The 23,807-nt window shown below is 63.8% G+C and carries 28 protein-coding genes and 1 tRNA gene; 13 read left to right on the top strand and 16 right to left on the bottom strand.

Annotated features, from left to right (window positions below; genetic code table 11):
- The first annotated feature begins 75 nt into the window (after positions 1-75).
- The 3 genes from hyi (at position 76) to lysM (ending at position 2,807) form a co-directional block, all read left to right on the top strand.
- Positions 76-873 carry a hydroxypyruvate isomerase gene (gene hyi / locus E1N52_RS18930; protein WP_133184272.1) on the top strand — a complete coding sequence of 266 codons (798 nt, stop codon included), beginning with the start codon at positions 76-78 and terminating at the stop codon, positions 871-873.
- 57 nt (positions 874-930) lie between these two features.
- On the top strand, positions 931-1,836 hold the full coding sequence (locus E1N52_RS18925) for a 2-hydroxy-3-oxopropionate reductase (RefSeq protein WP_133184271.1): 906 nt from the start codon (positions 931-933) through the stop codon (positions 1,834-1,836).
- 461 nt (positions 1,837-2,297) lie between these two features.
- Positions 2,298-2,807: a peptidoglycan-binding protein LysM gene (lysM, locus tag E1N52_RS18920; RefSeq protein ID WP_133184270.1), complete on the top strand. Its 510-nt coding sequence runs from the start codon at positions 2,298-2,300 to the stop codon at positions 2,805-2,807.
- A gap of 87 nt (positions 2,808-2,894) precedes the next feature.
- On the opposite strand, the gene E1N52_RS18915 is transcribed toward lysM, so the two are convergent.
- The 6 genes from E1N52_RS18915 to E1N52_RS18890 form a co-directional block, all read right to left on the bottom strand.
- On the bottom strand, positions 2,895-3,923 hold the full coding sequence (locus tag E1N52_RS18915) for an asparaginase (RefSeq protein ID WP_133184269.1): 1,029 nt from the start codon (positions 3,921-3,923) through the stop codon (positions 2,895-2,897).
- A 50-nt stretch (positions 3,924-3,973) separates the two neighbouring features.
- Positions 3,974-4,900 (bottom strand): CysB family HTH-type transcriptional regulator, encoded by a 927-nt coding sequence (locus tag E1N52_RS18910; RefSeq protein WP_133184268.1) that lies wholly within the window; start codon positions 4,898-4,900, stop codon positions 3,974-3,976.
- Between the two features lie 85 nt (positions 4,901-4,985).
- Entirely contained in the window at positions 4,986-6,044 is a 1,059-nt protein-coding gene (locus E1N52_RS18905; RefSeq protein WP_133184267.1) for a sulfate/molybdate ABC transporter ATP-binding protein, read from the bottom strand.
- A gap of 2 nt (positions 6,045-6,046) precedes the next feature.
- The gene (gene cysW, locus E1N52_RS18900) at positions 6,047-7,015 is read right to left on the bottom strand and encodes a sulfate ABC transporter permease subunit CysW (protein ID WP_133184266.1); all 969 of its coding nucleotides are present in this window, start codon (positions 7,013-7,015) and stop codon (positions 6,047-6,049) included.
- Positions 7,012-7,911 (bottom strand): sulfate ABC transporter permease subunit CysT, encoded by a 900-nt coding sequence (gene cysT / locus E1N52_RS18895; protein WP_133184265.1) that lies wholly within the window; start codon positions 7,909-7,911, stop codon positions 7,012-7,014. Before cysT ends, cysW begins: the two co-directional genes overlap by 4 nt.
- Before the next feature lie 142 nt (positions 7,912-8,053).
- Positions 8,054-9,112 carry a sulfate ABC transporter substrate-binding protein gene (locus E1N52_RS18890; protein WP_133184264.1) on the bottom strand — a complete coding sequence of 353 codons (1,059 nt, stop codon included), beginning with the start codon at positions 9,110-9,112 and terminating at the stop codon, positions 8,054-8,056.
- Positions 9,113-9,404: 292 nt separating this feature from the next.
- Between E1N52_RS18890 and lexA the strand changes: the two genes are divergently transcribed.
- From lexA to E1N52_RS18875, 3 genes are all read left to right on the top strand, one after another.
- A complete protein-coding gene (lexA, locus tag E1N52_RS18885) occupies positions 9,405-10,055 on the top strand; it encodes a transcriptional repressor LexA (protein ID WP_042268621.1) in 651 nt (216 codons plus the stop codon).
- A gap of 58 nt (positions 10,056-10,113) precedes the next feature.
- Positions 10,114-10,491 carry a hypothetical protein gene (locus E1N52_RS18880; RefSeq protein WP_133184263.1) on the top strand — a complete coding sequence of 126 codons (378 nt, stop codon included), beginning with the start codon at positions 10,114-10,116 and terminating at the stop codon, positions 10,489-10,491.
- Positions 10,492-10,587: 96 nt separating this feature from the next.
- Positions 10,588-11,271, top strand: a complete 684-nt coding sequence (locus E1N52_RS18875; protein ID WP_133184328.1) for a DUF2939 domain-containing protein — start codon at positions 10,588-10,590, stop codon at positions 11,269-11,271.
- Positions 11,272-11,344: 73 nt separating this feature from the next.
- On the opposite strand, the gene E1N52_RS18870 is transcribed toward E1N52_RS18875, so the two are convergent.
- Positions 11,345-11,815, bottom strand: coding sequence for a universal stress protein (locus E1N52_RS18870; RefSeq protein WP_069267551.1), 471 nt, complete (start codon positions 11,813-11,815; stop codon positions 11,345-11,347).
- A 320-nt stretch (positions 11,816-12,135) separates the two neighbouring features.
- Between E1N52_RS18870 and nodI the strand changes: the two genes are divergently transcribed.
- Positions 12,136-13,050, top strand: a complete 915-nt coding sequence (gene nodI / locus E1N52_RS18865) for a nodulation factor ABC transporter ATP-binding protein NodI (protein WP_133184262.1) — start codon at positions 12,136-12,138, stop codon at positions 13,048-13,050.
- Positions 13,051-13,108: 58 nt separating this feature from the next.
- A complete protein-coding gene (locus E1N52_RS18860; RefSeq protein WP_133184261.1) occupies positions 13,109-13,945 on the top strand; it encodes an ABC transporter permease in 837 nt (278 codons plus the stop codon).
- Between the two features lie 18 nt (positions 13,946-13,963).
- Here the strand turns inward: E1N52_RS18860 and E1N52_RS18855 are convergent, their stop codons facing one another.
- The 3 genes from E1N52_RS18855 to E1N52_RS18845 form a co-directional block, all read right to left on the bottom strand.
- Positions 13,964-14,386, bottom strand: coding sequence for a hypothetical protein (locus E1N52_RS18855; RefSeq protein ID WP_042268617.1), 423 nt, complete (start codon positions 14,384-14,386; stop codon positions 13,964-13,966).
- Positions 14,387-14,490: 104 nt separating this feature from the next.
- The gene (locus tag E1N52_RS18850; protein ID WP_133184260.1) at positions 14,491-15,552 is read right to left on the bottom strand and encodes a permease; all 1,062 of its coding nucleotides are present in this window, start codon (positions 15,550-15,552) and stop codon (positions 14,491-14,493) included.
- A gap of 191 nt (positions 15,553-15,743) precedes the next feature.
- Positions 15,744-16,796 carry an NADP(H)-dependent aldo-keto reductase gene (locus tag E1N52_RS18845; RefSeq protein WP_133184259.1) on the bottom strand — a complete coding sequence of 351 codons (1,053 nt, stop codon included), beginning with the start codon at positions 16,794-16,796 and terminating at the stop codon, positions 15,744-15,746.
- Between the two features lie 163 nt (positions 16,797-16,959).
- Here E1N52_RS18845 and E1N52_RS18840 point away from each other — a divergent pair, with 163 nt between their 5' ends.
- Entirely contained in the window at positions 16,960-17,202 is a 243-nt protein-coding gene (locus tag E1N52_RS18840) for a hypothetical protein (protein WP_133184258.1), read from the top strand.
- A gap of 127 nt (positions 17,203-17,329) precedes the next feature.
- Here the strand turns inward: E1N52_RS18840 and E1N52_RS18835 are convergent, their stop codons facing one another.
- Positions 17,330-17,602 (bottom strand): hypothetical protein, encoded by a 273-nt coding sequence (locus E1N52_RS18835; protein ID WP_133184257.1) that lies wholly within the window; start codon positions 17,600-17,602, stop codon positions 17,330-17,332.
- Between the two features lie 417 nt (positions 17,603-18,019).
- Between E1N52_RS18835 and dusA the strand changes: the two genes are divergently transcribed.
- Both dusA and E1N52_RS18825 read left to right on the top strand, forming a co-directional pair.
- The gene (gene dusA / locus E1N52_RS18830; RefSeq protein WP_133184256.1) at positions 18,020-19,021 is read left to right on the top strand and encodes a tRNA dihydrouridine(20/20a) synthase DusA; all 1,002 of its coding nucleotides are present in this window, start codon (positions 18,020-18,022) and stop codon (positions 19,019-19,021) included.
- 88 nt (positions 19,022-19,109) lie between these two features.
- Positions 19,110-19,185 (top strand) — tRNA-His (locus E1N52_RS18825).
- Positions 19,186-19,279: 94 nt separating this feature from the next.
- On the opposite strand, the gene E1N52_RS18820 is transcribed toward E1N52_RS18825, so the two are convergent.
- The 3 genes from E1N52_RS18820 to E1N52_RS18810 all read right to left on the bottom strand — a co-directional run bounded on the left by E1N52_RS18820 (position 19,280) and on the right by E1N52_RS18810 (position 21,082).
- On the bottom strand, positions 19,280-19,510 hold the full coding sequence (locus E1N52_RS18820) for a hypothetical protein (protein ID WP_133184255.1): 231 nt from the start codon (positions 19,508-19,510) through the stop codon (positions 19,280-19,282).
- Between the two features lie 767 nt (positions 19,511-20,277).
- Positions 20,278-20,499, bottom strand: coding sequence for a hypothetical protein (locus E1N52_RS18815; RefSeq protein ID WP_069267557.1), 222 nt, complete (start codon positions 20,497-20,499; stop codon positions 20,278-20,280).
- Between the two features lie 355 nt (positions 20,500-20,854).
- The gene (locus E1N52_RS18810) at positions 20,855-21,082 is read right to left on the bottom strand and encodes a hypothetical protein (RefSeq protein WP_133184254.1); all 228 of its coding nucleotides are present in this window, start codon (positions 21,080-21,082) and stop codon (positions 20,855-20,857) included.
- A 233-nt stretch (positions 21,083-21,315) separates the two neighbouring features.
- On the opposite strand from E1N52_RS18810, the gene E1N52_RS18805 reads away from it, so the two are divergent.
- A complete protein-coding gene (locus E1N52_RS18805; protein ID WP_133184253.1) occupies positions 21,316-21,963 on the top strand; it encodes a hypothetical protein in 648 nt (215 codons plus the stop codon).
- Positions 21,964-22,300: 337 nt separating this feature from the next.
- Positions 22,301-23,227 (top strand): DnaJ C-terminal domain-containing protein, encoded by a 927-nt coding sequence (locus E1N52_RS18800; RefSeq protein ID WP_133184252.1) that lies wholly within the window; start codon positions 22,301-22,303, stop codon positions 23,225-23,227.
- Here E1N52_RS18800 and E1N52_RS18795 read toward each other — a convergent pair.
- Together E1N52_RS18795 and E1N52_RS18790 are read right to left on the bottom strand one after the other, a co-directional pair.
- Positions 23,224-23,472, bottom strand: a complete 249-nt coding sequence (locus tag E1N52_RS18795) for a DUF6566 family protein (protein ID WP_133184327.1) — start codon at positions 23,470-23,472, stop codon at positions 23,224-23,226. The two genes, E1N52_RS18800 and E1N52_RS18795, sit on opposite strands and share 4 nt — an antisense overlap.
- A gap of 85 nt (positions 23,473-23,557) precedes the next feature.
- A complete protein-coding gene (locus tag E1N52_RS18790) occupies positions 23,558-23,773 on the bottom strand; it encodes a TOBE domain-containing protein (protein ID WP_028204871.1) in 216 nt (71 codons plus the stop codon).
- Between the last annotated feature and the right edge of the window lie 34 nt (positions 23,774-23,807).

The following is a 23,807-nucleotide window of genomic DNA, read 5'->3' as shown; positions in this document are numbered from 1 at the left end:
CGCGCTGTCTGAGTGACTTACCGCGTCACCTCCCGCCTGACTTCCTTTACTGACCGACCAGCGAGACCCAGCACCATGCCAAAATTCGCCGCGAACCTCACCATGCTGTTCAACGAAGTGCCCTTCCTCGACCGCTTCGCAGCGGCCGCACAAGCGGGCTTCGACGCCGTGGAGTTCCTGTTCCCGTATCCGTACAAGGCCGCCGAGCTGGCCGAGCGCCTCGAGGTCAACGGCCTCAAGCTCGTACTCCACAACCTGCCCGCCGGCAACTGGGAAGCGGGCGAGCGCGGCATTGCCTGCCTGCCCGAGCGCCGCGGCGAGTTCCAGGAAGGCGTTGGCCGCGCGATCGAATATGCGAAGGCACTGAAGGTGCCGCAACTGAACTGCCTCGTCGGCATTCCGACGGCCGGCGTCGATCGTGATACGGCACTCGCCACCATCGTCGAGAACCTGCGCTACGCAGCCGGCGAACTGAAACGCGAAGGCATCCGCCTGCTCGTCGAGCCGTGCAATTCGTACGACATTCCCGGCTTCGCGCTGAACCGCTCGGCCGAAGCGCTCGACGTGATCGAAAAGACCGGCTCGGATAACCTGTTCCTGCAGTACGACATCTATCACATGCAGCGTATGGAAGGCGAACTCGCCGCGACGATCAAGAAGCACTTCGCGAAGATCGCCCACGTCCAGCTCGCCGACAATCCTGGCCGCAACGAACCGGGCACGGGCGAAATCAACTACCCGTTCCTGTTCGATCTGCTCGACTCGCTCGGCTACGAAGGCCACATCGGCTGCGAGTACAAGCCGCGCACGACAACCGTCGAAGGCCTCGGCTGGCTGCGCAGCGCGAAGCAGCGCACCGCCGAGCTCGCCTGAGCCCGCAATCGGACGCAACTACGCACATTCACGCATTCGCTTTAACGGAGACACAAGATGGCAAAGATTGGCTTTATCGGACTCGGCATCATGGGCGCGCACATGGCGCGCAACCTCATCAAGGTCGGCCACACGCTCGCCGTGAACGGCAAGTACCCGGTGCCCGACGACCTGCGCACGCAAACCGAAGTCGTCGCCGATTCGACGGCTGTCGCGAAGGTTTCGGACATCGTCATCGTGATGGTGCCGGACACGCCTGATGTCGCCAACGTCCTGTTCGCCGACGACGGCGTCGCCAAGGGTCTCTCGGCCGGCAAGCTCGTGATCGACATGAGCTCGATCTCGCCGCTCGAAACGCAGCAGTTCGCCAAACAGATCAACGCACTCGGCTGCGACTATCTCGACGCGCCGGTCTCGGGCGGCGAAGTCGGCGCACGCGAAGCCACGCTCACGATCATGGTGGGCGGCCCGCAAAAGTCGTTCGATCTTGCCAAGCCGCTGTTCGATTTGATGGGCAAGAACATTTCGCTCATCGGCGATAACGGTGCAGGCCAGACCTGCAAGGTGGCGAACCAGATCATCGTCGCGCTGAACATCGAGGCCGTAGCCGAAGCGCTGCTGTTCGCAGCACGTTCGGGTGCGGACCCCGAGCGCGTGCGCAAGGCCCTCATGGGCGGCTTTGCTTCGTCGCGCATTCTGGAAGTGCACGGCGAGCGCATGACCAAGCGCACGTTCAATCCGGGCTTCCGCATCGAGCTGCACCAGAAGGACCTGAACCTCGCGATCGACGGCGCGCGCAAGCTGGGCATCGCCCTGCCGCATACCGCGAGCGCGCAGCAGCTCTTCAGCGTGTGCGCCGCGAACGGCGGCAAGGCGTGGGACCACTCTGCGATGATCCGCGCGCTTGAGATCATGGCGAACTTCGAGATCGCCGAACCGCAAGCGCAGGTGAAGGTGGCTTGAGTTTTAGCCGTAGCAAATAGCAGGTAGCAGAACGGCGGTTCGCGCGACGCAACGTGCGGGCCGCCTGTAGAACCGGATCACGCATACCGGCTGGTGCGCAGGCATTCGAGCGTGCGCATCAGCCTCCCGTGGGGCGCTTCGCGACGGCGGCAACCGTCGCGAGGCAAATCGGTGCCGCTCTGGGCTGAGGGCGGCCAGTGGGGTCCGAAAGCGGCACCCGGTGACGGCGGGGAAGCCTTGGTCGGTCAGACGTCGTCATCGGGTGTCCGCGTGTCGGATGCCCGTTTTTCTTTGCTCTCTCTTTTCTCTCCCCGGTTTCACACTCTTTAACGCTGCCCCGATGGACGCGTTCGCGGCCGCATTTCTAGAATCGTGCTTTCATCCGGCTGTCATGCCGACGGGTCAATGTGGACACGACGCGTGACCACCCAGTCATTTCCAGCACGTGAGGAGTGTGATCGATGGGCATTATCAATTTCATCAAGGAAGCAGGCGAAAAACTGTTCGGCACGGCTGCCGCTCCGGCCGCCGCCGCGGAACCCGCTGCCGCACCGGCAGACCCTTCCGCGAATCTTGCCGAACTGAACCAGAAGGCCGGCGACGCGATCGCGGCCTATATCCGTTCGCAAGGTCTCGATGCCGACAACCTCGGCGTGACCTACGACGGCGTCTCGCACACGGTGACAGTCACCGGCAACGCCGCCGACCAGCCGACGAAGGAGAAGATCCTCGTGGCGGCCGGTAACGTGCAGAACGTCGACAAGGTCGACGACCAGATGACCGTGACGAACCCCGCGCCCGAAGCGCAGCACCACACGGTCGTTGCCGGCGACAACCTCTGGAAGATCGCCGAAAAGTACTATGGCAGCGGCGCGAAAAACGACGCGATCTTCGAGGCAAACACGCCGATGCTCAAGAGCCCGGACAAGATTTATCCCGGTCAGGTGCTCGTGATTCCGCCGCTGCAGTAAGCGCGGCAACACGCGAACACGGCCAGAAACGCAACGGGCCTGGCGGATCGCTCCGCCAGGCCCGTTTTACTTTGTGCGCGGCCAGCCTCAGTACGTGTCGAACACGTCCTGCAGCCCCGCCTTGTCGGTCGTGCCCGCCGCTAGCGCGAGCAGCAGCAGCACACGCGCCTTGTACGGGCTCAGCGTGCCCGAAGACACGAAGCCGAGCGTATCGTCCTTGGCCGCGCCGTTGTGCATCACGTGACCCGAGCCGACGCGCGAGGCGCGCACGACGGCCACGCCCTTGGCGGCCGCTTCGGCCAGCGACTGCTGCAACGCGCCGTGAATCGAGCCATTACCCGTGCCGGCCACGACGAACCCATCCACACCGGCGGCAAAGAGTGCTTCGACCGCCGCGCGCGACACGCCCGCGTAGCTCATCACGATCTCGACCTGCGGCCATTGGACCGGTGCCGTGAACGGCGCATCGACCGTATGCGGGCGCAGCGCGCGGCGCTGGAATTCCACGCGCCCGTCCTGCACCCAGCCCAGCGCGCCGATTTCCGGCGACTGGAATGCATCGACCGCGTAAGTGCTGACCTTCGCGACGTCGCGTGCGCAATGAATGCGGTTGTTGAACGCCACCAGCACGCCCTGCCCGGCCGCCACCTCGCTCGCGGCGAGCGTGACGGCATTGAGCAGATTGAGCGGGCCGTCGGCGGAAAGCGCGGTGGCGGGCCGCATGGCGGCCGTCAAAATGCACGGCTTCGCACTCTTCACCGTGAGATGCAGCAGGTACGCGGTTTCTTCGAGCGTATCCGTGCCGTGCGTGATCACCACGCCGTCGATCTCGTCGCTCGCCAGCAGTTCGTTCACGCGCTGAGCGAGCGTGGACCATAGCGCAAGCGACATGTCCTTGCTGTCGATGCTTGCGACCTGCTCGGCATGGATCTGGGCGATGGCGTCGAGGCCCGGCACGGCTGCCAGCAGTTGCCCGACACCGATCACGCCGGCCTGGTAGCCGGCGGTGTTCGCGGCGTCCGCAGCGGAGCCCGCAATCGTGCCGCCCGTGGCGAGCACGGCGATACGCGGCAGCGCCCTGGACGCCGCGGCGGTAGAGGAAGTGGAAGTATTCATGGCGGCGATTTTAAGCGATCCGCCGCCCGCCGAGAAAATCAGCGCGCTTTTCAGGTTGCCTCGCGCAGCTGGCTCGCGATCTGCTGCTCGGTGAGCTGCGGCGCGAACATTTCGATGAGCCGGTACGCGTACTGGCGCAGGAACGCGCCCTTGCGCAGGCCCACTCGGGTCGTGCTCGCATCGAAGAGATGCTCCGTGTCGAGCGCGACGAGTTCGCTGTCGCGCTTCGGGTCGTAGGCCATCGCCGCGACGATGCCCACGCCCATGCCGAGTTCGACATAGGTCTTGATCACGTCCGCGTCGATGGCGGTCAGCACGACGTCGGGCACCACGCCAGCCTTCGCGAACGCCTGGTCGATATGCGAGCGGCCCGTGAAGTCCTGGTCGTAGGTAATGATCGGATACTCGGCCACGTCTTCGAGCGTGAGATTTTCGCGGCCCACGAGCGGATGCGCCTTCGGCACGACCACCACGTGATGCCAGGAGTAGCACGGGAACGTGACGATATCGGGGAAGCGGTCGAGCGCCTCGGTCGAGATGCCGATGTCGGCCTCGCCGTTGATGATCATCTGCGCGATCTGCTGCGGGTTGCCCTGACGCAGTGCGAGGTGGACTTTCGGAAACACTTCGCGGAACCGGTGCACGACCTTGGGCAGCGCGTAACGCGCCTGCGTGTGCGTCGTCGCGACCACGAGGTGACCGCTGTCCTGGTCGGCGAACTGGCGCGCCACGCGGCGCAGGTTCTCGGCGTCGAGCAGCATGCGCTCGATCAGCTGATGCACCGCCTTGCCCGGCTCCGTGAGTCCGGTCAGGCGCTTGCCGCGGCGAATGAAAATGTCCACGCCGAGTTCGTCTTCGAGATCCTTGATCTGCTTGGAGACGCCCGATTGCGACGTATAGAGCACGTTCGCCACTTCGGTCAGATTCATGTTCTGCCGCACGGCTTCGCGCACGAAACGCAACTGCTGAAAATTCATGGTCTTCTCTCCGGGACTGCTGACCGATTATTCGTTTTTGTCGATGTGAGCACTGTAACGCTTGCTGGGCCGCTTTTTACAACGCTCATTGCGCCGGAAATACGCGCAGTCCGCGCGGCACGGCCGTAACACCCTCGCCCACTGTGAGGCCCAGCGCGCGCCACGACTCGCGGTCGAGCTCGGCTTCGAGCGCGCCGCCCGTGCGGCTTTCCAGCTCCACGCGCACCGAACCGCCCAGCGTCACCACGCGGCGCACGTCGACGACGATGCCGTCGCGATGATCGCTCGCTTCGCGGTGCAGCACGAGGTCGTGCGGCCGCACGTAGGCGAGCGCCGGGCCTTCGAAGCTCGCGTGCACGGAGATCGGCTGCGCCGCGCCATCGGCGACGAAACCGCGTGCATCGACGCTACCGCGCAACCGGTTCGCGGCGCCGAGGAATTCGTAGACGAAGGCCGTCTGCGGATGATCATAGACGTCCTGCGGGCTGCCCACCTGCTCCACGTGCCCATGATTCATCACAACGATGCGATCGGCCACCTCGAGCGCTTCCTCCTGGTCGTGCGTGACGAAGATCGTCGAGATGTGCAGGTCGTCGTGCAGGCGGCGCAGCCACGAGCGCAACTCCTTGCGCACCTTGGCGTCGAGCGCGCCGAACGGCTCGTCGAGCAGCAGCACCTTCGGCTCCACGGCGAGCGCACGCGCAAGCGCGATGCGCTGACGCTGGCCGCCCGAAAGCTCGGACGGATAGCGCTGCGCGAGCCAGTCGAGCTGCACGAGCTTGAGCAGTTCGTGCACCTTCTCGCGAATCACGGCCTCCGAGGGCCGCTCGCTGCGCGGCTTCACGCGCAGGCCAAACGCCACGTTCTCGAACACCGTCATATGGCGGAACAACGCGTAATGCTGGAACACGAAGCCCACCTGGCGCTCGCGCGCGCCGACCTCGCCCACGTCCTGGCCTTGCAGTACGACCTGGCCCGCGTCGGCGTATTCGAGGCCCGCGATCACGCGCAGGAGCGTGGTCTTGCCACAACCGGAAGGTCCGAGCAGCGCAACCAGTTCGCCCGGCGGAAAGTCGAGCGAGACGTTGTCGAGGGCGGTGAAGTCGCCGAAGCGCTTATGCAGATTGCTGACGGTGATGCCCATGTTTACTGCTCCCCTACTTGAATCGGTTGGCGCACGGCGCGAGGCGCTGCGTGTTGTGAAACGTGTTGCACGGCCACAGGTTGCGGGCCGGCGTAGGCGGGAACCTCGTCCGCGCCGCGCAATTCCGCGGAAAGGCGGCGCCCCGCGAGGAGCTTCAGCCCGAGCGTGACGAGCGCGAGCAACGCGAGCAGCGACGCCACGGCGAACGCCGCCGCGAAGTTGTACTCGTTGTAGAGGATCTCGACGTGCAGCGGCATCGTGTCGGTCTGGCCGCGAATATGGCCCGACACCACCGACACCGCGCCGAACTCGCCCATCGCGCGCGCATTGCAAAGAATCACGCCGTACAGCAAGCCCCAGCGAATATTGGGCAGCGTCACGCGGCGGAACATCTGCCAGCCCGAGGCGCCCAGCACATGCGCGGCCTCTTCTTCGTCGTTGCCCTGCGCCTGCATCAGCGGAATCAGCTCGCGCGCGACGAACGGGAACGTCACGAAGATCGTGGCGAGCACGATGCCCGGCACCGCGAAGATGATCTGCACGTTGTGGTCTTCGAGCCACGGCCCGAGCCAGCCCTGCGCGCCGAACATCAGCACGTAGATGAGACCTGAAATCACGGGCGAAACTGAAAACGGCAGGTCGATCAGCGTGGTGAGCAGCGCCTTGCCGCGAAACTCGAACTTCGCGATCGCCCACGAGGCCGCGAGGCCGAAGCCCAGATTCAACGGCACCGCGATCGCCGCGGTGATGAGCGTGAGCTTGATCGCGGAGAGCGCGTCGGGATCGACGAGCGACGTGAAGTAAAAGCCGATGCCCTTCGACAGCGCCTGCCAGAACACGGCGACGAGCGGCACCACGAGAAACAGCGCGAGAAACGCGAGCGCGATGCCAGTCAGGAGCCAGCGCACCCACGGTGATTCGGTGACCGGGTCAGGCCGGCGCGTGCTTCGTTGTTGCGGCAACGTGCTCATTGCGCACCTCCCGCGACGGTTGCGCCCACCGCGGCATTCGGCGCGCTGCCGGCCGTTACACCCCGGCTCGTGCGGCGCTGCAAATACCACTGCAGCGAATTGATGAGCAGCAACATGACGAACGACACGCAGAGCATCATCACGGCGAGCGCCGTTGCACCCGCATAGTCGTACTGTTCGAGCTTCGTGATGATGAGCAGCGACGTGATCTCCGACTTCATCGGCACGTTGCCGGCGATGAAGATGACCGAACCGTACTCGCCCAGCGCGCGCGCGAACGCGAGCGCGAAGCCGGTGAGGAGCGCCGGCAGCACCGCGGGCAGCACGACACGGCGGAACGTGAGCCAGCGCGAGGCGCCGAGGCACGCGGCGGCCTCTTCCTGTTCGCGCTCGAAGTCCTCGAGCACCGGCTGCACCGTGCGCACGACAAACGGCAAGCCGATGAAGGTCAGCGCCACGAGCACGCCGAGCGGCGTGAAGGCAATCTTCAGACCGAGCGGCTGCAGGAACTGGCCGATCCAGCCATTGCCCGCATACACGGCGGCGAGCGAAATGCCGGCCACGGAAGTGGGCAGCGCGAACGGCAGATCGACGAGCGCATCGATCACCCGTTTGAACGGGAACGTATAGCGCACGAGCACCCACGCGAGCAGGAAACCGAATGCCGCATTGATCAGCGCCGCGCCGAGCGCGGCGCTGAACGTGAGCCGGTACGACGCGATCACGCGCGGCGACCACACGGCGCGCACGAACTGGCTCCAGTCGAGTGTCGCCGTCTTGAGAAAGGTGGCGGCAAGCGGAATGAGCACCACGAGGCTCAGGTAAGCCACCGTGATGCCGAGCGTCAAGCCGAAGCCAGGCAGCGCACTGGGCTTGCGCAATCGTAACGTTGTCATGCTCTTCGTCCAGACATGGGTTGCGCGCTTGCCGGGTTCCCTGGCGGCGCCGAAAAGCGCACCCGTGGGCGCGCTTTGTTGTTATGTGGCCGCGTCGTTATCGACTGCTGACCGGTACTGCAGTACCGCGTTGTTGCGTGACTTACTGCGGCTGATAGATCGAATCGAACACGCCGCCATCTGCGAAATGCGTCTTCTGCGCGTTGGTCCAGCCGCCGAACGTGTCGTCGACCGTGTAGAGCTTGAGCTTCGGAAACTTCGCCGTGAGCGCCGCCGGAACCTTGTCCGAACGCGGACGGTAGAAGTTCTTTGCGGCAATCTCCTGGCCCTCTTCGCTATAGAGGAACTGCAGGTAGGCCTCGGCTTCCTTGCGCGTGCCCTTCTTGTCGACGACCTTGTCCACCACGGCAACCGGCGGTTCAGCCAGAATGCTCACCGAAGGCACCACGATCTCGAACTTGTCCGGGCCGAACTCCTTGAGCGAGAGGAATGCTTCGTTCTCCCATGCAATCAGCACATCGCCGATGCCGCGCTGCACGAAGCTCGTCGTGGCTCCCCGCGCGCCCGAGTCGAGCACGCCCGCGTTCTTGTAGAGCTTCGTGACGAAGTCCTTCGCCTTCTGCTCGTTGCCGCCCGGCTGGTGCAGCGCATACGCCCACGCCGCGAGGTAGTTCCAGCGCGCGCCGCCGGAGGTCTTCGGATTCGGCGTGACGATCGAGACGCCGGGCTTGGTCAGATCGTCCCAGTCCTTGATGTGCTTGGGGTTGCCCTTGCGTACCAGGAACACAATGGTCGACGTGTACGGCGAGGCGTTGTCGGGCAGGCGCTTTTGCCAGTCCTTCCCGACGATGCCCTTGTTGGCGAGCGCGTCGATGTCCCATGCCAGGGCGAGCGTCACGACGTCGGCTTGCAGGCCGTCTAGCACCGAGCGCGCCTGTGCGCCCGAGCCGCCATGCGACTGCTTGATGGTGAGCGATTCGCCCGTCTTCGCCTTCCACTGCTTGATGAAGGCTTCGTTGATGTCCTGGTACAGCTCACGCGTCGGATCGTAGGAGACGTTGAGCAGCGACGTATCCGCGTGAGCGGCGACAGGCACGATGGCCGCCATCGCCGTGACTCCGACGAGCGGCGCAACGCCGATCACCAGTTTTGCCGCCAGTGTTTTCAGCCAGCCCGCGCGCCCCGTATGTGTCGTGCCCATCTATCTGTTCTCCGTTTTCGTGTGTGCTCGTTTGCGCTCATTGGTGAAATGGAGCTAACGATGGAGGCCAGTCTAGCGATCCGCTTACATTATTAAAAATGATGTTTTCTCATTTTTTAATACGCAAAAGTGGTAAGGACAGAGGAAGTCGCTGCTGGAGCGCGGTTTCATCCACGCAAACGCGGGAAAGCGGCGTGATGGCAACGCTCAGTTGGAGAACTTCAAGTAACACTTGAAAAGTGGCGAGTACTGTATAAAAATACAGTTACCTGTTCAAACATACAGTGGCGCCATGACCAAACTCACCGCACGACAGCAGCAGGTTTTCGATCTGGTTCGCCGGGCCATCGAGCGCACGGGCTTCCCGCCCACGCGCGCCGAGATCGCGGCGGAACTCGGCTTCAGCTCGGCCAACTCCGCAGAGGAGCATCTGCGCGCGCTGGCGCGCAAAGGCGTGATCGAACTGGCTGCGGGCGCCTCGCGCGGCATCCGCCTCGTGCCGGGGCCCGACGACCTGCCGCACCAGTTCACGCTCCCGCACCCGAGCATCATGCAGCTCTCGCTGCCGCTCGTTGGCCGCGTCGCAGCGGGTAGCCCGATCCTCGCGCAGGAGCACATCTCGCAGAACTACATGTGCGACCCAGCGCTCTTCTCGAGCCGCCCCGACTACCTCTTGAAGGTGCGCGGCCTTTCGATGCGCGACGCCGGCATCCTCGACGGCGACCTGCTCGCCGTGCAGAAAAAGGCCGAAGCGAAAGACGGCCAGATCATCGTGGCGCGTCTTGGCGACGACGTCACCGTGAAGCGCCTGAAGCGCCGTCCGAACGGGCTCGAGCTGATCGCCGAGAACCCCGATTACGACAATATTTTCGTCGAGGCCGGCAGCGCGGAATTCGCGCTCGAAGGCATCGCGGTCGGGCTGATCCGCCCCACCGAATTCTAAGTAATCCGTTTGAGCGCAGTTTGCGCACGCACTGTCTGCGCACTACCTGGAGAGAGTCATGGAACGCCTTGCCCGCTTGCTGCCCTTCCGCCAATTCGGCCGTCTTCGCCATCTCCGCGGCATCGCCTCGTGCGCGGTCCGCGAAGTCCGCGGTTCGGCTGCCGCACTGAGCGGCTCGCTCTTCGAAGACTCGCCAGAGATGGTGGCGGCCAGCACGGCCGACCTGCCGGTGCTGCCCTCGGCCCAGCCTGCGTTTGCGCGCGTGTCGCTCAACAGCACGCTCAATACCGAACAGCCCATGCGCCGTGCGCCCGTGCGCGTCTATCAGGGTCCGTCGCGGCTCATTCTCGTCGGCACGGTCGACGCGGTTTGCCGCGCGATCGACCGCTGCATCGCCGAGCAGCACAGCGACCTGCCCGCAGCGCTCGCGAAGTAAGCAGGAACGCAGCTGAAATGTGAGAAGAGGTTACGGGCGGGATCGTTTGGCCTGGTTTGCGGTCAACACCGTGTTTAAACGATTTGCCCTATGCCGATGACGGAATCTCTCTCGACCCCGCGTAAGACCCAAGGCTGGAAAAAGCCCGTCGCGATCACGGTCGCGCTCGCCATGGTTGTTGCCGCGATCGGCTACGCCTATGCGTCGCCCTATATCGCGGTGAAACACATGAAGGCGGCCGCCGACGCGCGTGACGCCGTCGCGCTCAACGAGTACGTCGATTACCCTGCGCTGCGCTTGAGCCTGAAACAACAGGTCGGCGAGATGCTGCATCGGCGCGTCGAGGGGCAGCACAGCAGCAATCCGTTGCTGATCCTCGGCGCCGTGATCGGCGCGGCACTGATCAGTCCGCTTGTGGACGCTTACGCAACACCTGAAGGTGTGGCAGCACTGCTCGATGGGATGCCGCCGACGGGCAAGCCCGGCGACCGGCCGCACGCGCCGCCGCCAGCGGAATCCGGCACGGAAACGACAGAACCGGCGCAATCAGCGCAATCGGCACCCGCCTCCGCCCCGGCACCTGCCCCAGCGGCATCCGGCAACCCCGCGCCCGAGGCTCGGCCCGTTACCACGGCCGGCTATCGCGGCCTCAATGAGTTCGCGCTCACATGGGACCGTGGCAGCACGGGCGAGCACTACGCCGCCATCCTGCAACGTCACGGGCTCTTCTCGTGGAAGCTCTCGGCGGTCGAGCTAAACGAAGGAAACGTCTCGAACTGAGACGGATCGGAAGTGAAAGCGAAAGCGGAAATGGAAGCGGGCCGGTTCTGTGCGAGCCGGCCCGCTTGATCCCCTACGCGGCGGCTTGCTGCTGCTTTTCCTCAGCCGCCGACGAACACGCCACGAGAATGCTGCACGATACGCGGTCGAGCAGCGGCGTATTGCCCGCGCCCATCCACCAGCGCGAGAGCCCCGTGCGGCAGCGGTGGCCCACCACCACGAGGTCGGCATTCAGCTCGTTGGCCAGATTCGCGATTTCGTCGATCGGATGACCGAACGCGAAGTGCCCCTGGGCGCGCACGCCACGCTCGGTGAGCCAGTCCACGCCTTCCTGAAGGATTTCGCGCGCCGTTTCCTCGAAGCGGCCGCAGGCCACATCGGTCAGCAGCCCCGCGCTCTGGGCGATCGTCGAACGCATGTCGACGACCGAGAGCAAGTGCGTCTCGGCCTGCAGATCGAGCGCAAGATCGGCGCCGCAACGCAGTGCCTTGCGGCCTTCGCGCGAGCCGTCGTAACAGAGCAGAATTTTTTTATAGCTCGCCATGATCGCTTCTCCCCGCCCGCGTGATTTGCAGGCTGTGCGATTCTTATGATGGTGCGCCGCAATTCCACACGCAAGGGCTGGAAAACGCCAGGTGTGCATCGAAAAGCGCCACGGCGCCCCGAACCGCGCACGCATCTTGCGCACTGCTGAATGCTTGCCGTGACATGCATTCGTCTCGCGCGTTGTCCAGCGGCTTCGAAGCGACGCCCGACCCGCCACGCAGCAATGCACTAAAATGGGCCGCCTTGTTTCGTGCGATTTTTCGATCGACTCTTCGAGCGACTCGCGCGACGCCCGTTCGACTCACGTTCAACCGGTCCATGCCCGCACCCGCCATCGAATTCGAGCAGGTCATCAAACATTACGGAGACAGGACGGTCGTCAACGGCCTGTCGTTCGACGTCGTTCCCGGCGAATGCTTCGGGCTGCTCGGCCCGAACGGCGCGGGGAAAACCACGACGCTGCGCATGCTGCTCGGCATCGTTGCGCCCGATGCGGGGCGCATCAGCCTCTGCGGCGAACCCGTGCCGGCGCGCGCGCGTCATGCCCGCCAGCGCGTGGGCGTGGTGCCGCAATTCGACAACCTTGACCCCGACTTCACCGTGCGCGAGAACCTGCTCGTGTTCGGCCGCTACTTCGGCTTGTCCGCGCGCGAAACGCGCGACCTCGTCGCGCCGCTGCTCGAATTCGCGCGCCTCGAAAGCAAGGCCGACGCGCGGGTGGGCGAACTCTCCGGCGGCATGCGCCGTCGTCTCACGCTCGCGCGCGCGCTCGTGAACGACCCCGACGTGCTCGTGATGGACGAGCCCACCACGGGCCTCGATCCGCAGGCGCGGCATCTGATTTGGGAGCGGCTGCGCTCGCTGCTCGCGCGCGGCAAGACGATTCTGCTCACCACGCATTTCATGGAGGAGGCCGAACGGCTTTGCAATCGCGTCTGCGTGATCGAGGAGGGCCGCAAGATCGCCGAGGGTGCGCCCAAGGCGCTCATCGAATCGGAGATCGGCTGCGATGTGATCGAGGTGTACGGACCGGATCCGGTCGCGTTGCGCGACGAACTCGCAGCCGATGCGAAACGCACGGAGATCAGCGGCGAGACGCTGTTCTGCTATGTCGACGACCCCGCGCCCGTCCATGCGAAGCTGCGCCATCGCTCCGATTTGCGCTACCTGCACCGGCCCGCGAATCTCGAAGACGTGTTCCTGCGGCTCACGGGCCGCGAGATGCAGGATTAACTGCGGCAGGATTAAAGACAGCAAGATCGACGGCGGCGCACGAACCGCCAAGGACACCATGCAGACACGCACCAACAACCCGACGCCCTCGCGCCCCGAGCATGCGAGCGTGCGCGAGCCGCGCGCCGCGCTGCCTTCGAACGCCACGCACTGGATGGCCGTGTGGCGGCGCAACTATCTGGTCTGGCGCAAGCTCGCCCTCGCGTCGATGTTCGGCAATCTCGCCGACCCGATGATCTATCTCTTCGGTCTCGGCTTCGGGCTCGGGCTGATGGTCGGGCACGTCGACGGCGTCTCGTACATCGCGTTTCTCGCGGCAGGCACGGTGTCGTCCTCGGTGATGATGTCGGCGAGCTTCGAGTCGATGTACTCGGGCTTCTCGCGCATGCACGTGCAGCGCACGTGGGAAGCGATCATGCACACGCCGCTCACGCTCGGCGACGTCGTGCTCGGCGAAGTGATGTGGGCCGCGAGCAAGTCGATGCTCTCGGGCGTGGCGATCATGGTGGTGGCAGGCCTGCTCGGCTACGCGAGCTTTCCTTCCATGCTGCTCGCGCTGCCCGTGATCGCACTCGCGGGCCTCGCGTTCGCGAGCTGCGCGATGATCGTCACCGCGCTCGCGCCGTCCTACGACTTCTTCATGTTTTATCAGACGCTCGTGCTCACGCCGATGCTGCTGCTCTCCGGCGTGTTCTTTCCGATCGCGCAACTGCCCGCCGCCGCGCAGCACATCACGCTGATGCTACCGCTCGCACATGCCGTTGCATTGATCCGTCCCGCCATGCTCGACCGGCCTGTCGAGCAGGCCGGTCTGCACCTGCTGGTGCTCGCGATCTACGTGGTAGTGCCATTCGCGATCGCTTCAGTGCTGTTCCGCCGGCGCATGATGCGCTGAAACCGCACCGCGAGGCGTTCAGTCTTCGTCGTCGCCCCAGGGAATATCGACGTCCGAAATAAACGCGACCGTCGCGAACGGGCCGCCTTCCTGGCGGCCGACCTTGCCGTCGGCGCGATGCCATTCCACGCGGAACATCGTCGATTGGGTCTGGGCGAGCAAACGCACCGTGCGGATCTCTTCGGGATCCGACTCCTCCACCGGGCCATCGAGCGAAACCAGCAGCGACTGCGGCCAGAGACCGTCGGCCGGGTCGTAGATGCGATCGCCGTCGGGAATCGAGGTATCCGCCTCGACGCCGATGGTGGCCGAAGCCTCGACGATCATCTTGCCGAGCGCACGCAGCACCGCCGTGGCGCGGGCCGAATTGGCCTGGCGAATGGCGAGATCGCCGCGCGTGAGCGCCTGCTCGAGTTTCGGATTGGTTTTTTGCTTTGCCATGCTGGTTTTCGGGCCGCGGCCCGCTCCGTGGCGGACGGCGAACCGCCCGCGTATTACAAGAATGCCAACGCTGAACGCATGACGCTTGCCGCGCCCCAGCGTCCCTAGAAGCCCAGAGCCACCGCCGCGAGCCCGGCGGCGATGCCGAAGAACACCACCGTCGTGCCCACGACGGCGAGCATGCGCGGCCGGAACGAGCCCGCCAGCATCGCGAACGACGGCACGCTCACGGGCGGCAGCGTCATCAGCAGCGCGCCCGCGGGACCCACGCCCATGCCGAGCGCCAGCATCGCCTGGATGATGGGCACCTCGCCGGCCGTGGGGATCACGAACAGCATGCCGACCACGGCGAACGTGACGATCCAGCCAAGGCTGCTCGTCACTTCCGGGCCGATGTGCGGGAAGAGCCATGCGCGAGCGGCGCCAAGCAACAGCACGAGCACGATGTATTCCGGCACCAGTCGCACGGCCATGCGCGCAAAAATACGCGCCCAGCGCACGAAGACGTTGCCGCCTTCGGCCTGCTGCTGGGCGAGTTGCGCGAGGCGGTCGTCGGCGGCACGCGATTCCTCGGGTGTCACGAGCCGGTTGCAGACCCAGCCAAGGCCGAACACCATCAGCAGGCCCAGCGTGAGACGCAACGCACTCCACTGCCAGCCGAGCACGAAGCCCATGAACACGAGCGTGGCGGGATTGAGCACGGAATTGCCGAGCCAGAACGCAATCGCGCCACCCGCCGACGCATTGCGCGCGCGCAGGCCCACGACCACGGGCGCGGCGCAGCAGGTGCACATCATGCCGGGCACGGCGAGCAGGCCGCCCGCCGCGACGCTGCCGAAGCCGCGCCGGCCGAGCACGCGCGCGACCCATTGCACAGGCAGGAGCGCCTGCACACCGGAGCCGAGCAGCAGACCAAGCACCATGGCCTGCCAGATCGCCTTGCCGTACGCGTAGGCGTAATCGAGCGCGGCGGAGAGCGAGGGATCGGGGGCAGTCGCCGAACCGCCCATCAGGATCGATTTGCCGATGGAGTGCGTTTCCTCGGCGGTAAACGCGCGGTGATAGTACGGGAACCACTTCACGTAGAAGAGGCCGGCCACCGCCAGCAAAATAAAAATGGGCCAGCCGTAAGACGGGGGCGATTGCGCTGGACGTGCGCTCGTCATTGTAAAAATTCTCCGGGATTGAGCGTATGGACGGCCGACGGGGCGCCGTCACGCGAGACGTGATGGCGCCCCGGGCGGCGCATGCTGGATCGTAGTGTATGCCTTGCGAATCGCCAACGATTTTGCGGAATTGGCGACTCGCGCGGCGCCGCGCGGCCCGGCAAGGGGTAACACGGCTTCCGCCTCCTCCTTTAAGGGGCCGGATTCGGCTGCTGCTCGTGCAGCGCGTCGATCTGCGCGAGCAGTTCGGGCGTGAGCTTGACGTCGGCGCTGGCGATATTTTCCTTCAACTGCTCGAGCGAGGTCGCGCCGATCAGATTGCTGGTGACGAACGGCCGGCTATTGACGAACGCGAGCGCGAACTGCGCGGGCGTGTAGCCGTGTGAGCGGGCGAGCTCCACGTAACGCGTCGTCGCGGCCAACGATTCCGGCTTGCTGTAGCGCTTGAAGCGCTCGAACCGCGTGATGCGCGCGCCTTCCGGACGCGCCCCGCCCTCGTACTTGCCCGAAAGCCAGCCGAACGCGAGCGGCGAATACGCGAGCAGGCCCACGCCCTCACGGTGTGCGAACTCCGATAGGCCGCTTTCGAACGTGCGGTTGAGCAGGCTGTACGGATTCTGGATGCTGACGATGCGCGGCAGTCCGAGCTTTTCGGCCGCACGCAGGAACTGCGCGACGCCCCACGGCGTTCCGTTCGACACGCCGATATGGCGGATCTTGCCCGCCTTCACGAAATCGGCGAGCACGCTGAGCGTTTCCTCGATCGGCACCGTGTATGCATCGTCGAGATACGGGTACATGCTGCGGCCGAACGTCATCGTGCTGCGATCGGGCCAGTGCAGTTGATACAGGTCGACGTAGTCCGTCTGCAGGCGCTTCAGGCTGCCGTCGAGCGCTTCGGTCAGATTCTTGCGGTCGAACTGGTTCTGCGGCCCGCGAATGTGCTGCGGATTGTGCGGCTGGCGCGCCGGGCCCGCAATTTTGGTGGCGAGCACGATACGCTCGCGCGCCGCGCGATGCTGCGCGAGCCACGTCCCGATGAAGCGCTCGGTCTGTCCCTGCGTCTCAGGGCGCGGCGGCACGGGGTACATTTCGGCGGCATCGATCAGCGTGACGCCCTGGTCGAGCGCGTAGTCGATCTGCTCGTGCGCCTCGCGCTCCGTGTTCTGCTCGCCCCACGTCATCGTACCGAGCCCGATCAGGCTCACCTTGATATCGGTATCACCGAGTGTGCGGTATTCCATGGAAACGTTGTCCATCAGTTCGGTTGGGAAACGGCGAAACTATCACGCCGCGGGAATTTTTTCAGGATTTGCTGAATGCGGCACGGACGTGCCGGCCGGTCACGGCGCCGTTCGCCAGAGGACGTGCCAGAATCCGCACATGCGCCTACGAGGAGAAATCGGCATGGAAAACCGACGCAGCTACGAATACATGGGTTTCGACATGACGGCCGGCGTGGACGGCGACCACGAAGCCGGCTTTTTCGTCTCGACGCAGATCATCCAGAGCCTCACGGATGCCGAAAACGGCAACGTGCCGATTGACGGCATCGCCGCCGGCCGCTTTCCGACCCAGGACAACGCCTTCGACGCGGCCTTCGACCGCATTCGCGAGGCGATCGACAAGCGCGTGCGCGCCGCTTCCTGAGCGTCGCCGGGGGGAAAGACCCAGTCCGGACACAGAAAAGCAAAAAGCCGGACGTCGAAACGACATCCGGCTTTCAGGCCGCCCGTCTCGCGGGCGGCTCGGCAACGAATCGGAACTTCGGCGCGACTTACTGGCCGAAGAAAACCGATTGCGGGCCCGTGGCCTTCGCGTGGCTGCCCGACTGCGAAGCCGAGCCGGCGACACCGCCGTAAGCCGATTGCGCGCCTTGTTCCTGGACGCGTTCGGCGGCCACGGTCTGGACGCTCTGGCCACGCTGCGACGCGGGCGCGCCGACGTCCGGGCGATAGAACGGTGCCGGGCCGTAGCCGCTGGCGAACGCCGGAGCGGCAACAGAAGCGGTAGCTGCGACCAGCAGCGCTGCGATGAGTTTGGTCTTCATGGTGGACTCCAATATCAGGTTCAGTTGCGGATCGGGAAGGCGCCGCGCCTGGGAGGTCAGTGCCCACGAGCTGCGTCAACGAAACTCAGTGTATACACCTACTATCGGAAAATAATCGCGATAATCCGAATTTACTATTCTCCGTTCAACAACAATCCGGTGAGGCAGTTCTGACGGGGCTGAGCGACGAACAGACCCTAAAAGTGCCCTCAAAAAAATTTGCGCGCTGCAGCAAATTGCAGGCGGATTACATAACGTGCGTAGGGTTTTTCGGCCGAAAATGGCCATCGGGCGCGCTTCCTGCTTGGGTATCCGGCAAATTGGCGCAGTGCGCAAAGGGTACGAAGAGCCAGGCCCGTATGCGTTAAAATGCAAGGTTGATCCACGTCAGCCGTTACTCCCCGGTTTCCCATCGCCATGTCCGCCAACCGTCAAGCCAGCCCCCGCCGCGCTTCTGTCGCGCCGATGATGGACTGGACCGATCGCCACTGCCGTTCGCTGCATCGCTTCATCTCCCGGCACACGTGGCTGTATACGGAGATGGTGACGACGGGCGCCCTCCTTCACGGCGACGTGCCGCGCCATCTCGCGTTCACGCCCGCCGAAGCGCCGGTCGCGCTTCAGCTGGGCGGCAGCGAACCCGACGACCTCGCGCGCGCCGCGAAGCTCGGCGAACAATGGGGCTATGACGAGATCAACCTGAACTGCGGCTGCCCGTCCGAGCGCGTGCAGCGCGGCGCGTTCGGCGCGTGCCTGATGAACGAGCCGCAACTGGTGGCGGACTGCGTGAAGGCGATGCGCGATGTCGTATCCGTGCCCGTGACGGTCAAGCACCGCATTGGCGTGGATACGGTCGAGGACTATGCGTTCGTGCGCGACTTCGTCGGCACGATTGCCGAAGCGGGCTGCGACGTTTTTATCGTGCACGCGCGCAACGCGATCCTGAAGGGCTTGAGCCCGAAGGAAAACCGCGAAATCCCGCCGCTCAAGTACGACTACGCGTACCAGCTCAAGCGCGACTTCCCGCAGCTCGAAATCATCATCAACGGCGGCATCAAGACGCTCGACGAAGTCGAGCAGCATCTACAGCATGTCGATGGCGTGATGCTAGGCCGCGAGGCTTACCACAACCCCTATGTGCTCGCCGACGTCGATGCGCGCCTCTATGGCGCGACCGATGCTGCGCTCACGCGCGAGGAAGTGGAAGCGAAGCTCATCGAGTACTGCGCGAGCGAGATCGCGCGCGGCAGTTACCTTGGCGCAATCGTGCGCCATGCGCTGGGTCTCTATCGCGGCGTCGCCGGCGCGCGCGGATGGCGCCGTATCCTCTCGGACAGCCGCAAGCTCGCGAAGGCAGATCTCGCGATCTTCGACGAGGCGCGCGAATATCTGCGCGTTCCGGACGAAATTCTTGAATAAAGGGCTAGGCAAGGTAGCTTTAGTATGTATATAATCTTGCTTCTTGATTGACGCCGCTTTCGAAGCAGCGCTAATTGAGAAAACAGCGGTGGCTGTAGCTCAGTTGGTAGAGTCCAGGATTGTGATTCCTGTCGTCGTGGGTTCGAGTCCCATCAGCCACCCCAAAGAATTCAAGCAAAAAGCCCAGTCCTCGTGACTGGGCTTTTTGCTTTCTGGCGTCCATGTGGCATGGTGTAGGCGCTGGCGGCAAAACGAAGGCTATTCGTCCAGGTTTAGATGTTTCGCCACTTCGGCCGAAACGAGTTCGAGCTTCGCGTTCGCCTCGGCCTCGTCCATGCCCTGCTCGATGCTGATCCGCGCGGCCAGCGTCGTCTTCGCGGCCTGCATGTCATCACCGACGATCACGCCAGCGTCGGTCAGCGTGAGCGCGGAGCCCGGCGACACAGCGCTGCTCGCGTAACTCGTTGCCTCGCTTGCACTGACTCGCATCCAATCCCCCGGAAATGAAAAGGCCGCTCGCCGCGGCCAATAAAAAAGCCAGCTCGAAAGCTGGCTTGATTGCTTGCGCTTTGACGGCTCAGTTGCCGCTCAGATAGGTTTGGTATCGACTTGCGAGGTCGTCAGCAATCTTTTGTGTGCACGTTCTGCACAGATGCGTCGGGCGTGCAGCAGTCTGCGCCCATGTGCCCCGCAACATTGGCGCGCTGCGTGAAGATGTTGAGGTCCTGGGCGAATTGCGCCCCCGCAGTGAGCCGGGCTGGGTCGTGAGCGCGAGCCAGGCAAGAAACACTTTTGAACCGTCGCCTAAGTCATGAGATTTGCCCGATCTCTCGCAGCAACGAATTGCCGATGGGTAGCGACCTCGCGTGCAATCAGGGCGCGTATCAAATCGTCGTTTGGGTTTTCGAGTATCAGCGGCGGCAGATCACGCGCCAATCCTTCGCGTGCCGCGACCCAAGCCTCGTAGGCAGTTGTGAGCTCGTCAACGATGTCCAAAGTTTGTCCCCGACGACTGGCAATGATTCTCTGGACCATTGCACCGATTTCGCTTGCTACGCCGCTCGCATGGGCGCGAGCGGGAGAAAGTTAATCACACATTTGCGTCAGGGACGACCCAGGATTTTCGAGGCAGCGTTCAGTACATTCGTGCGCCGCCAGATCCCTGCCGCGCAACAGCAGGGACATGGCTAAGTACTACGACGAGAGAGAGATCAATCAATACGCAGCGCAGTGGTTGCGTAACCTGACACCCAGCACTAGTCGAGGTCAATCATTTGCAAAGCTTGCAGCTTCCCGATTGCTGTTGCCTCTTCGTAGGTACCGCGATGCATCAAACGGCCACTAGACAACGGGACACTGCCGGCCCAGACAGTATCGTCCATTGCGATGGCCCACCGCGGACCGAATTCTCCGTTACCAACATCAAACGGCGTGAAATCGACGATGTATCCCTTGTAGCGAATGACGTGATTATTCATTGGCTCTCCCTCCCGGTTGCAATCTAACACCGCCACCGAGGGTGAATTTTTAGAGATTGTTAAGTGAATGTGGAGGCGCCACGGAAATCGTTATATCGGCCGCTGTGGCAACAACCTTTAGCGACTTGGGCAATCCCGCCCAATCACATAGCGGCGGAGTGATGACCACGTATTACAACGAGATCGACAAGCGAAGCGCGCGGCAGCGTTCGCTCTCGCGCCTTCCGATGCGACGAGAGCGCCGAGTGAAATAGGTTTTGGCGAAAGTGCGCAGTTATCCACAGAAACTGTGGACAAACCTGTGCGAAGGACGAGCGACGCAGAGCGCGCTAGAGACAGCAAATAAGCGACGAGCCTAGCCTGTCAAGATTTCATCGACCATCGCGCGCCCCCAAGCGAACCCGGCGCTTTCCGCATCGTCCCGAGTGCTGTGGCTCGTCTCCAGGTCTTGACTCGAAGCGATGTCGCGATCTGTGCCCCTGCTTACTTTCGCGCGCCATACCCACATTTCATTGGGGCACTCAAGGGTTTCCGAATGAAGGTCATAACCACGGTAGTCGGTAAAGCGCACGTTCCAGCCCATCGGCAGTCTCCTTTCAAATTGAAAGAAAATAGTAACATGGGGCGCCATCGCTATGGATGTAACAGGTAACCGCCCGACTTCGCCGCCCACGACCGCCGCAAGGGAAAGCCCGCGAGCGCGACAGAGCATAGCCAATGTCGCTTCGGGACTAGCTGTCTTTCCGGCTCGTAACATTTGGTAATATTCCAGGCTATACTCCGTCCCCTAAACCATGCGCACGCGTATAGCCAACAATGCGAGACACAGTCACGGCAAACCAAACCCCGATCCTGACCGCGCCGGTGGACAGGGCGCTGCATCCGGTGATTGACGAAGTGGTTCATCGAAGCGTGTCGGAGGCAACGACCAAGGACGGGTACATGCGTTGTGCCGACTACGCCATCGTCGGCGCGCAGCTCCTGACACTGTTGACCGGCGTGAGGTATCGGCCCGTTGCGGGCGGCGAGGTGATGGATTTCGGCGACGGAAACCTCTACGCCCTGTGCTCGACGCGCGAGCGGCGCCGCACCGCGAAACATCTGTCGCAACTTGCGCGCTATCACTGCTGGATCGAGGCGCGTCACGCCGGTACCGAAGGGGACGTGCGAACGGAAATCGTCGACTTCACTATGCGCCACGACGCACTGGTAGCGGCCGAGGTTGGCATGCCGTTTTCCGGTGTAAAGCAAACGTATCTATGGGGCTGGACGGATGAGCACAAAGTGCCAGCCGAACTGCACGATCATCCTGCGTTTGCGAAACAGGGGCCGCACTGGCGCTGGCCGGAACGCGAGTGCACCGAACTGTTGCGCGCCTACGAGCGCGAGCGGCCGAGCTACTTCGGCCGTCAGGTGTCCCGCGCATTGAATCTGCTAGCCGATCAGATCGAAAACCAGGGTTGAGGGCGTAACCCCTTGGCCGCGTTGTCGTTCGCGGCTTCTTTCTGGATACACAGCATCCCGCCAACGCCGGGACCAGCTAAAATACGCCGGAAATTTCGGAACGCCTCCTCGCAAACCCACGCCAGTGCGCAGCGATATGGCGCGTTCCATTCCGAAGTTGGAATCATAGGGCTTTGATTTTCAACCGGAATTTTCTGTTAGGCGACTCGATTGCGATTCCTGCTGTCGAGGGTTCGAGTCCCATCAGCCACCCCAAAGAATTCAGCAGTGAACAATTGAGCCCGCACCGGTTGCGGGCTCTTTTGCGTCTGTGCACGAGATACACCCGGGAACGCCTTTGAGCTTCGAGGAATACTACAGGCGGCTGCAACTGCCGGAGACTGCGTCGCCGGCAGAGATCAAGCGCGCCTACCGTCAACTGCGCGCGAAATACCATCCGGACCGCAACAAGGGGCGCGAGGCGGCAGTCGAGCCGGTGTTCAAGCTCATTCAGGAAGCCTTCGAGATTCTGAGCGGCAGGCGCATCGCGCCAACGGCCAGGACAACTGGCGCCGCGAGTCCGGCCAGCAAGACCCGCAACGGTGAAGCTCAACCGCGCCAGCGCCGCGCAGCCCCGCCCATGCGCGGTGCAAACTGCCTCGTCGAGTTATTCGTGCCGCTCGACGTCGCGATCAATGGCGGCGGCGTTCAAGCCCACTACCCTGTCAGAGGTCCGTGTCCTGCGTGCGAACAGGAAGATCGCGGCGCGCTTTGCGAACAATGTCACGGCACCGGCGTAAAGACATGGCGCAAGTCGGAAGTGGTCGAGATTCCCCACGGCGCATGGGACGGTCAGCGTCTGGTGGTGGCCGGTGGCGGCCACCCCGGCGTGAACGGCGGCCCACCGGGAGACGCGACTTTCTCGGTCTCCATCGTGTGCGGCCCAGGCTTCACGCGCAACGGGCTCGATCTCGCTTGCGAACTTCCCGTCGACTTCGTGACGGCCATGCTGGGCGGCGGCGTTCAGGCAAAGGTGCTCGGCCGCACGTTCGAAGTGAAAATTCCGGCGAACGCGAATGCGCGCACGCCAATCCGTCTGCCCGGTCTTGGGCTCGCGGACCGCAGCGGCTCGCGCGGCAACCTCACGCTGCACCTGGTACTCACGATGCCGGCCGCCGCCGCACATTTGACCGGCGCGGAGCGCCAGCAACTACGCGACATGTTCGCCGATGCAGCGCGCCGGGCAAGCCAGTCACCCGGCGCGGGTTCGCAAGGCAAACGCTAGCTCGCCTGCGTGCCGCGCGCATCGATCCACGCGCGCGCCGCTTCGAAGCCCGCCTCTGCCGCCGCGTGCTCGGTGGACCAGAGGCGCGTGATATGCACGAGTTGCCAGTCCTCCACGACCGTATCGTCCTTCAGCACGCGATAGTGCGCCTTCACGCCCGTGAGCACCTGTTCGACCGCGACTTCGATGTCGTAGTCCTTGTAGCGCTCCTCGTAGTCGCCCATGTCGATGCCCTTCGGCTCCATGTTCGCCTCTTTCGTCTTCTGCTGACGGTTCATGCTAGCACTTCCGCCCGCCGCGACTCGCAGGCGGCGCCGAGGCGCGCGCGCTTCACAGGCGCGCGATCGACACCTCCGTCGATTTCACCAGCGCGACCACTTCCGAGCCCACCTTCAACTCGAGTTCGTCGATCGAGCGCGTGGTGATGACCGACGTGACGATGCCGAACGCCGTGTCGACATCGACTTCCGAAACGACGGGCCCGCGAATGATTTCTTTGATCTTGCCGCGAAACTGGTTGCGCACGTTGATGGCGGTAATGCTCATAGGTTCGGCTCCGTGAGTTCGGGTGTAAAAAAAA

Source organism: Paraburkholderia guartelaensis, assembly GCF_004353905.1.
Classification (GTDB): Bacteria; Pseudomonadota; Gammaproteobacteria; order Burkholderiales; family Burkholderiaceae; genus Paraburkholderia; species Paraburkholderia guartelaensis.
This window is presented reverse-complemented; position numbering and strand designations above follow the sequence as displayed.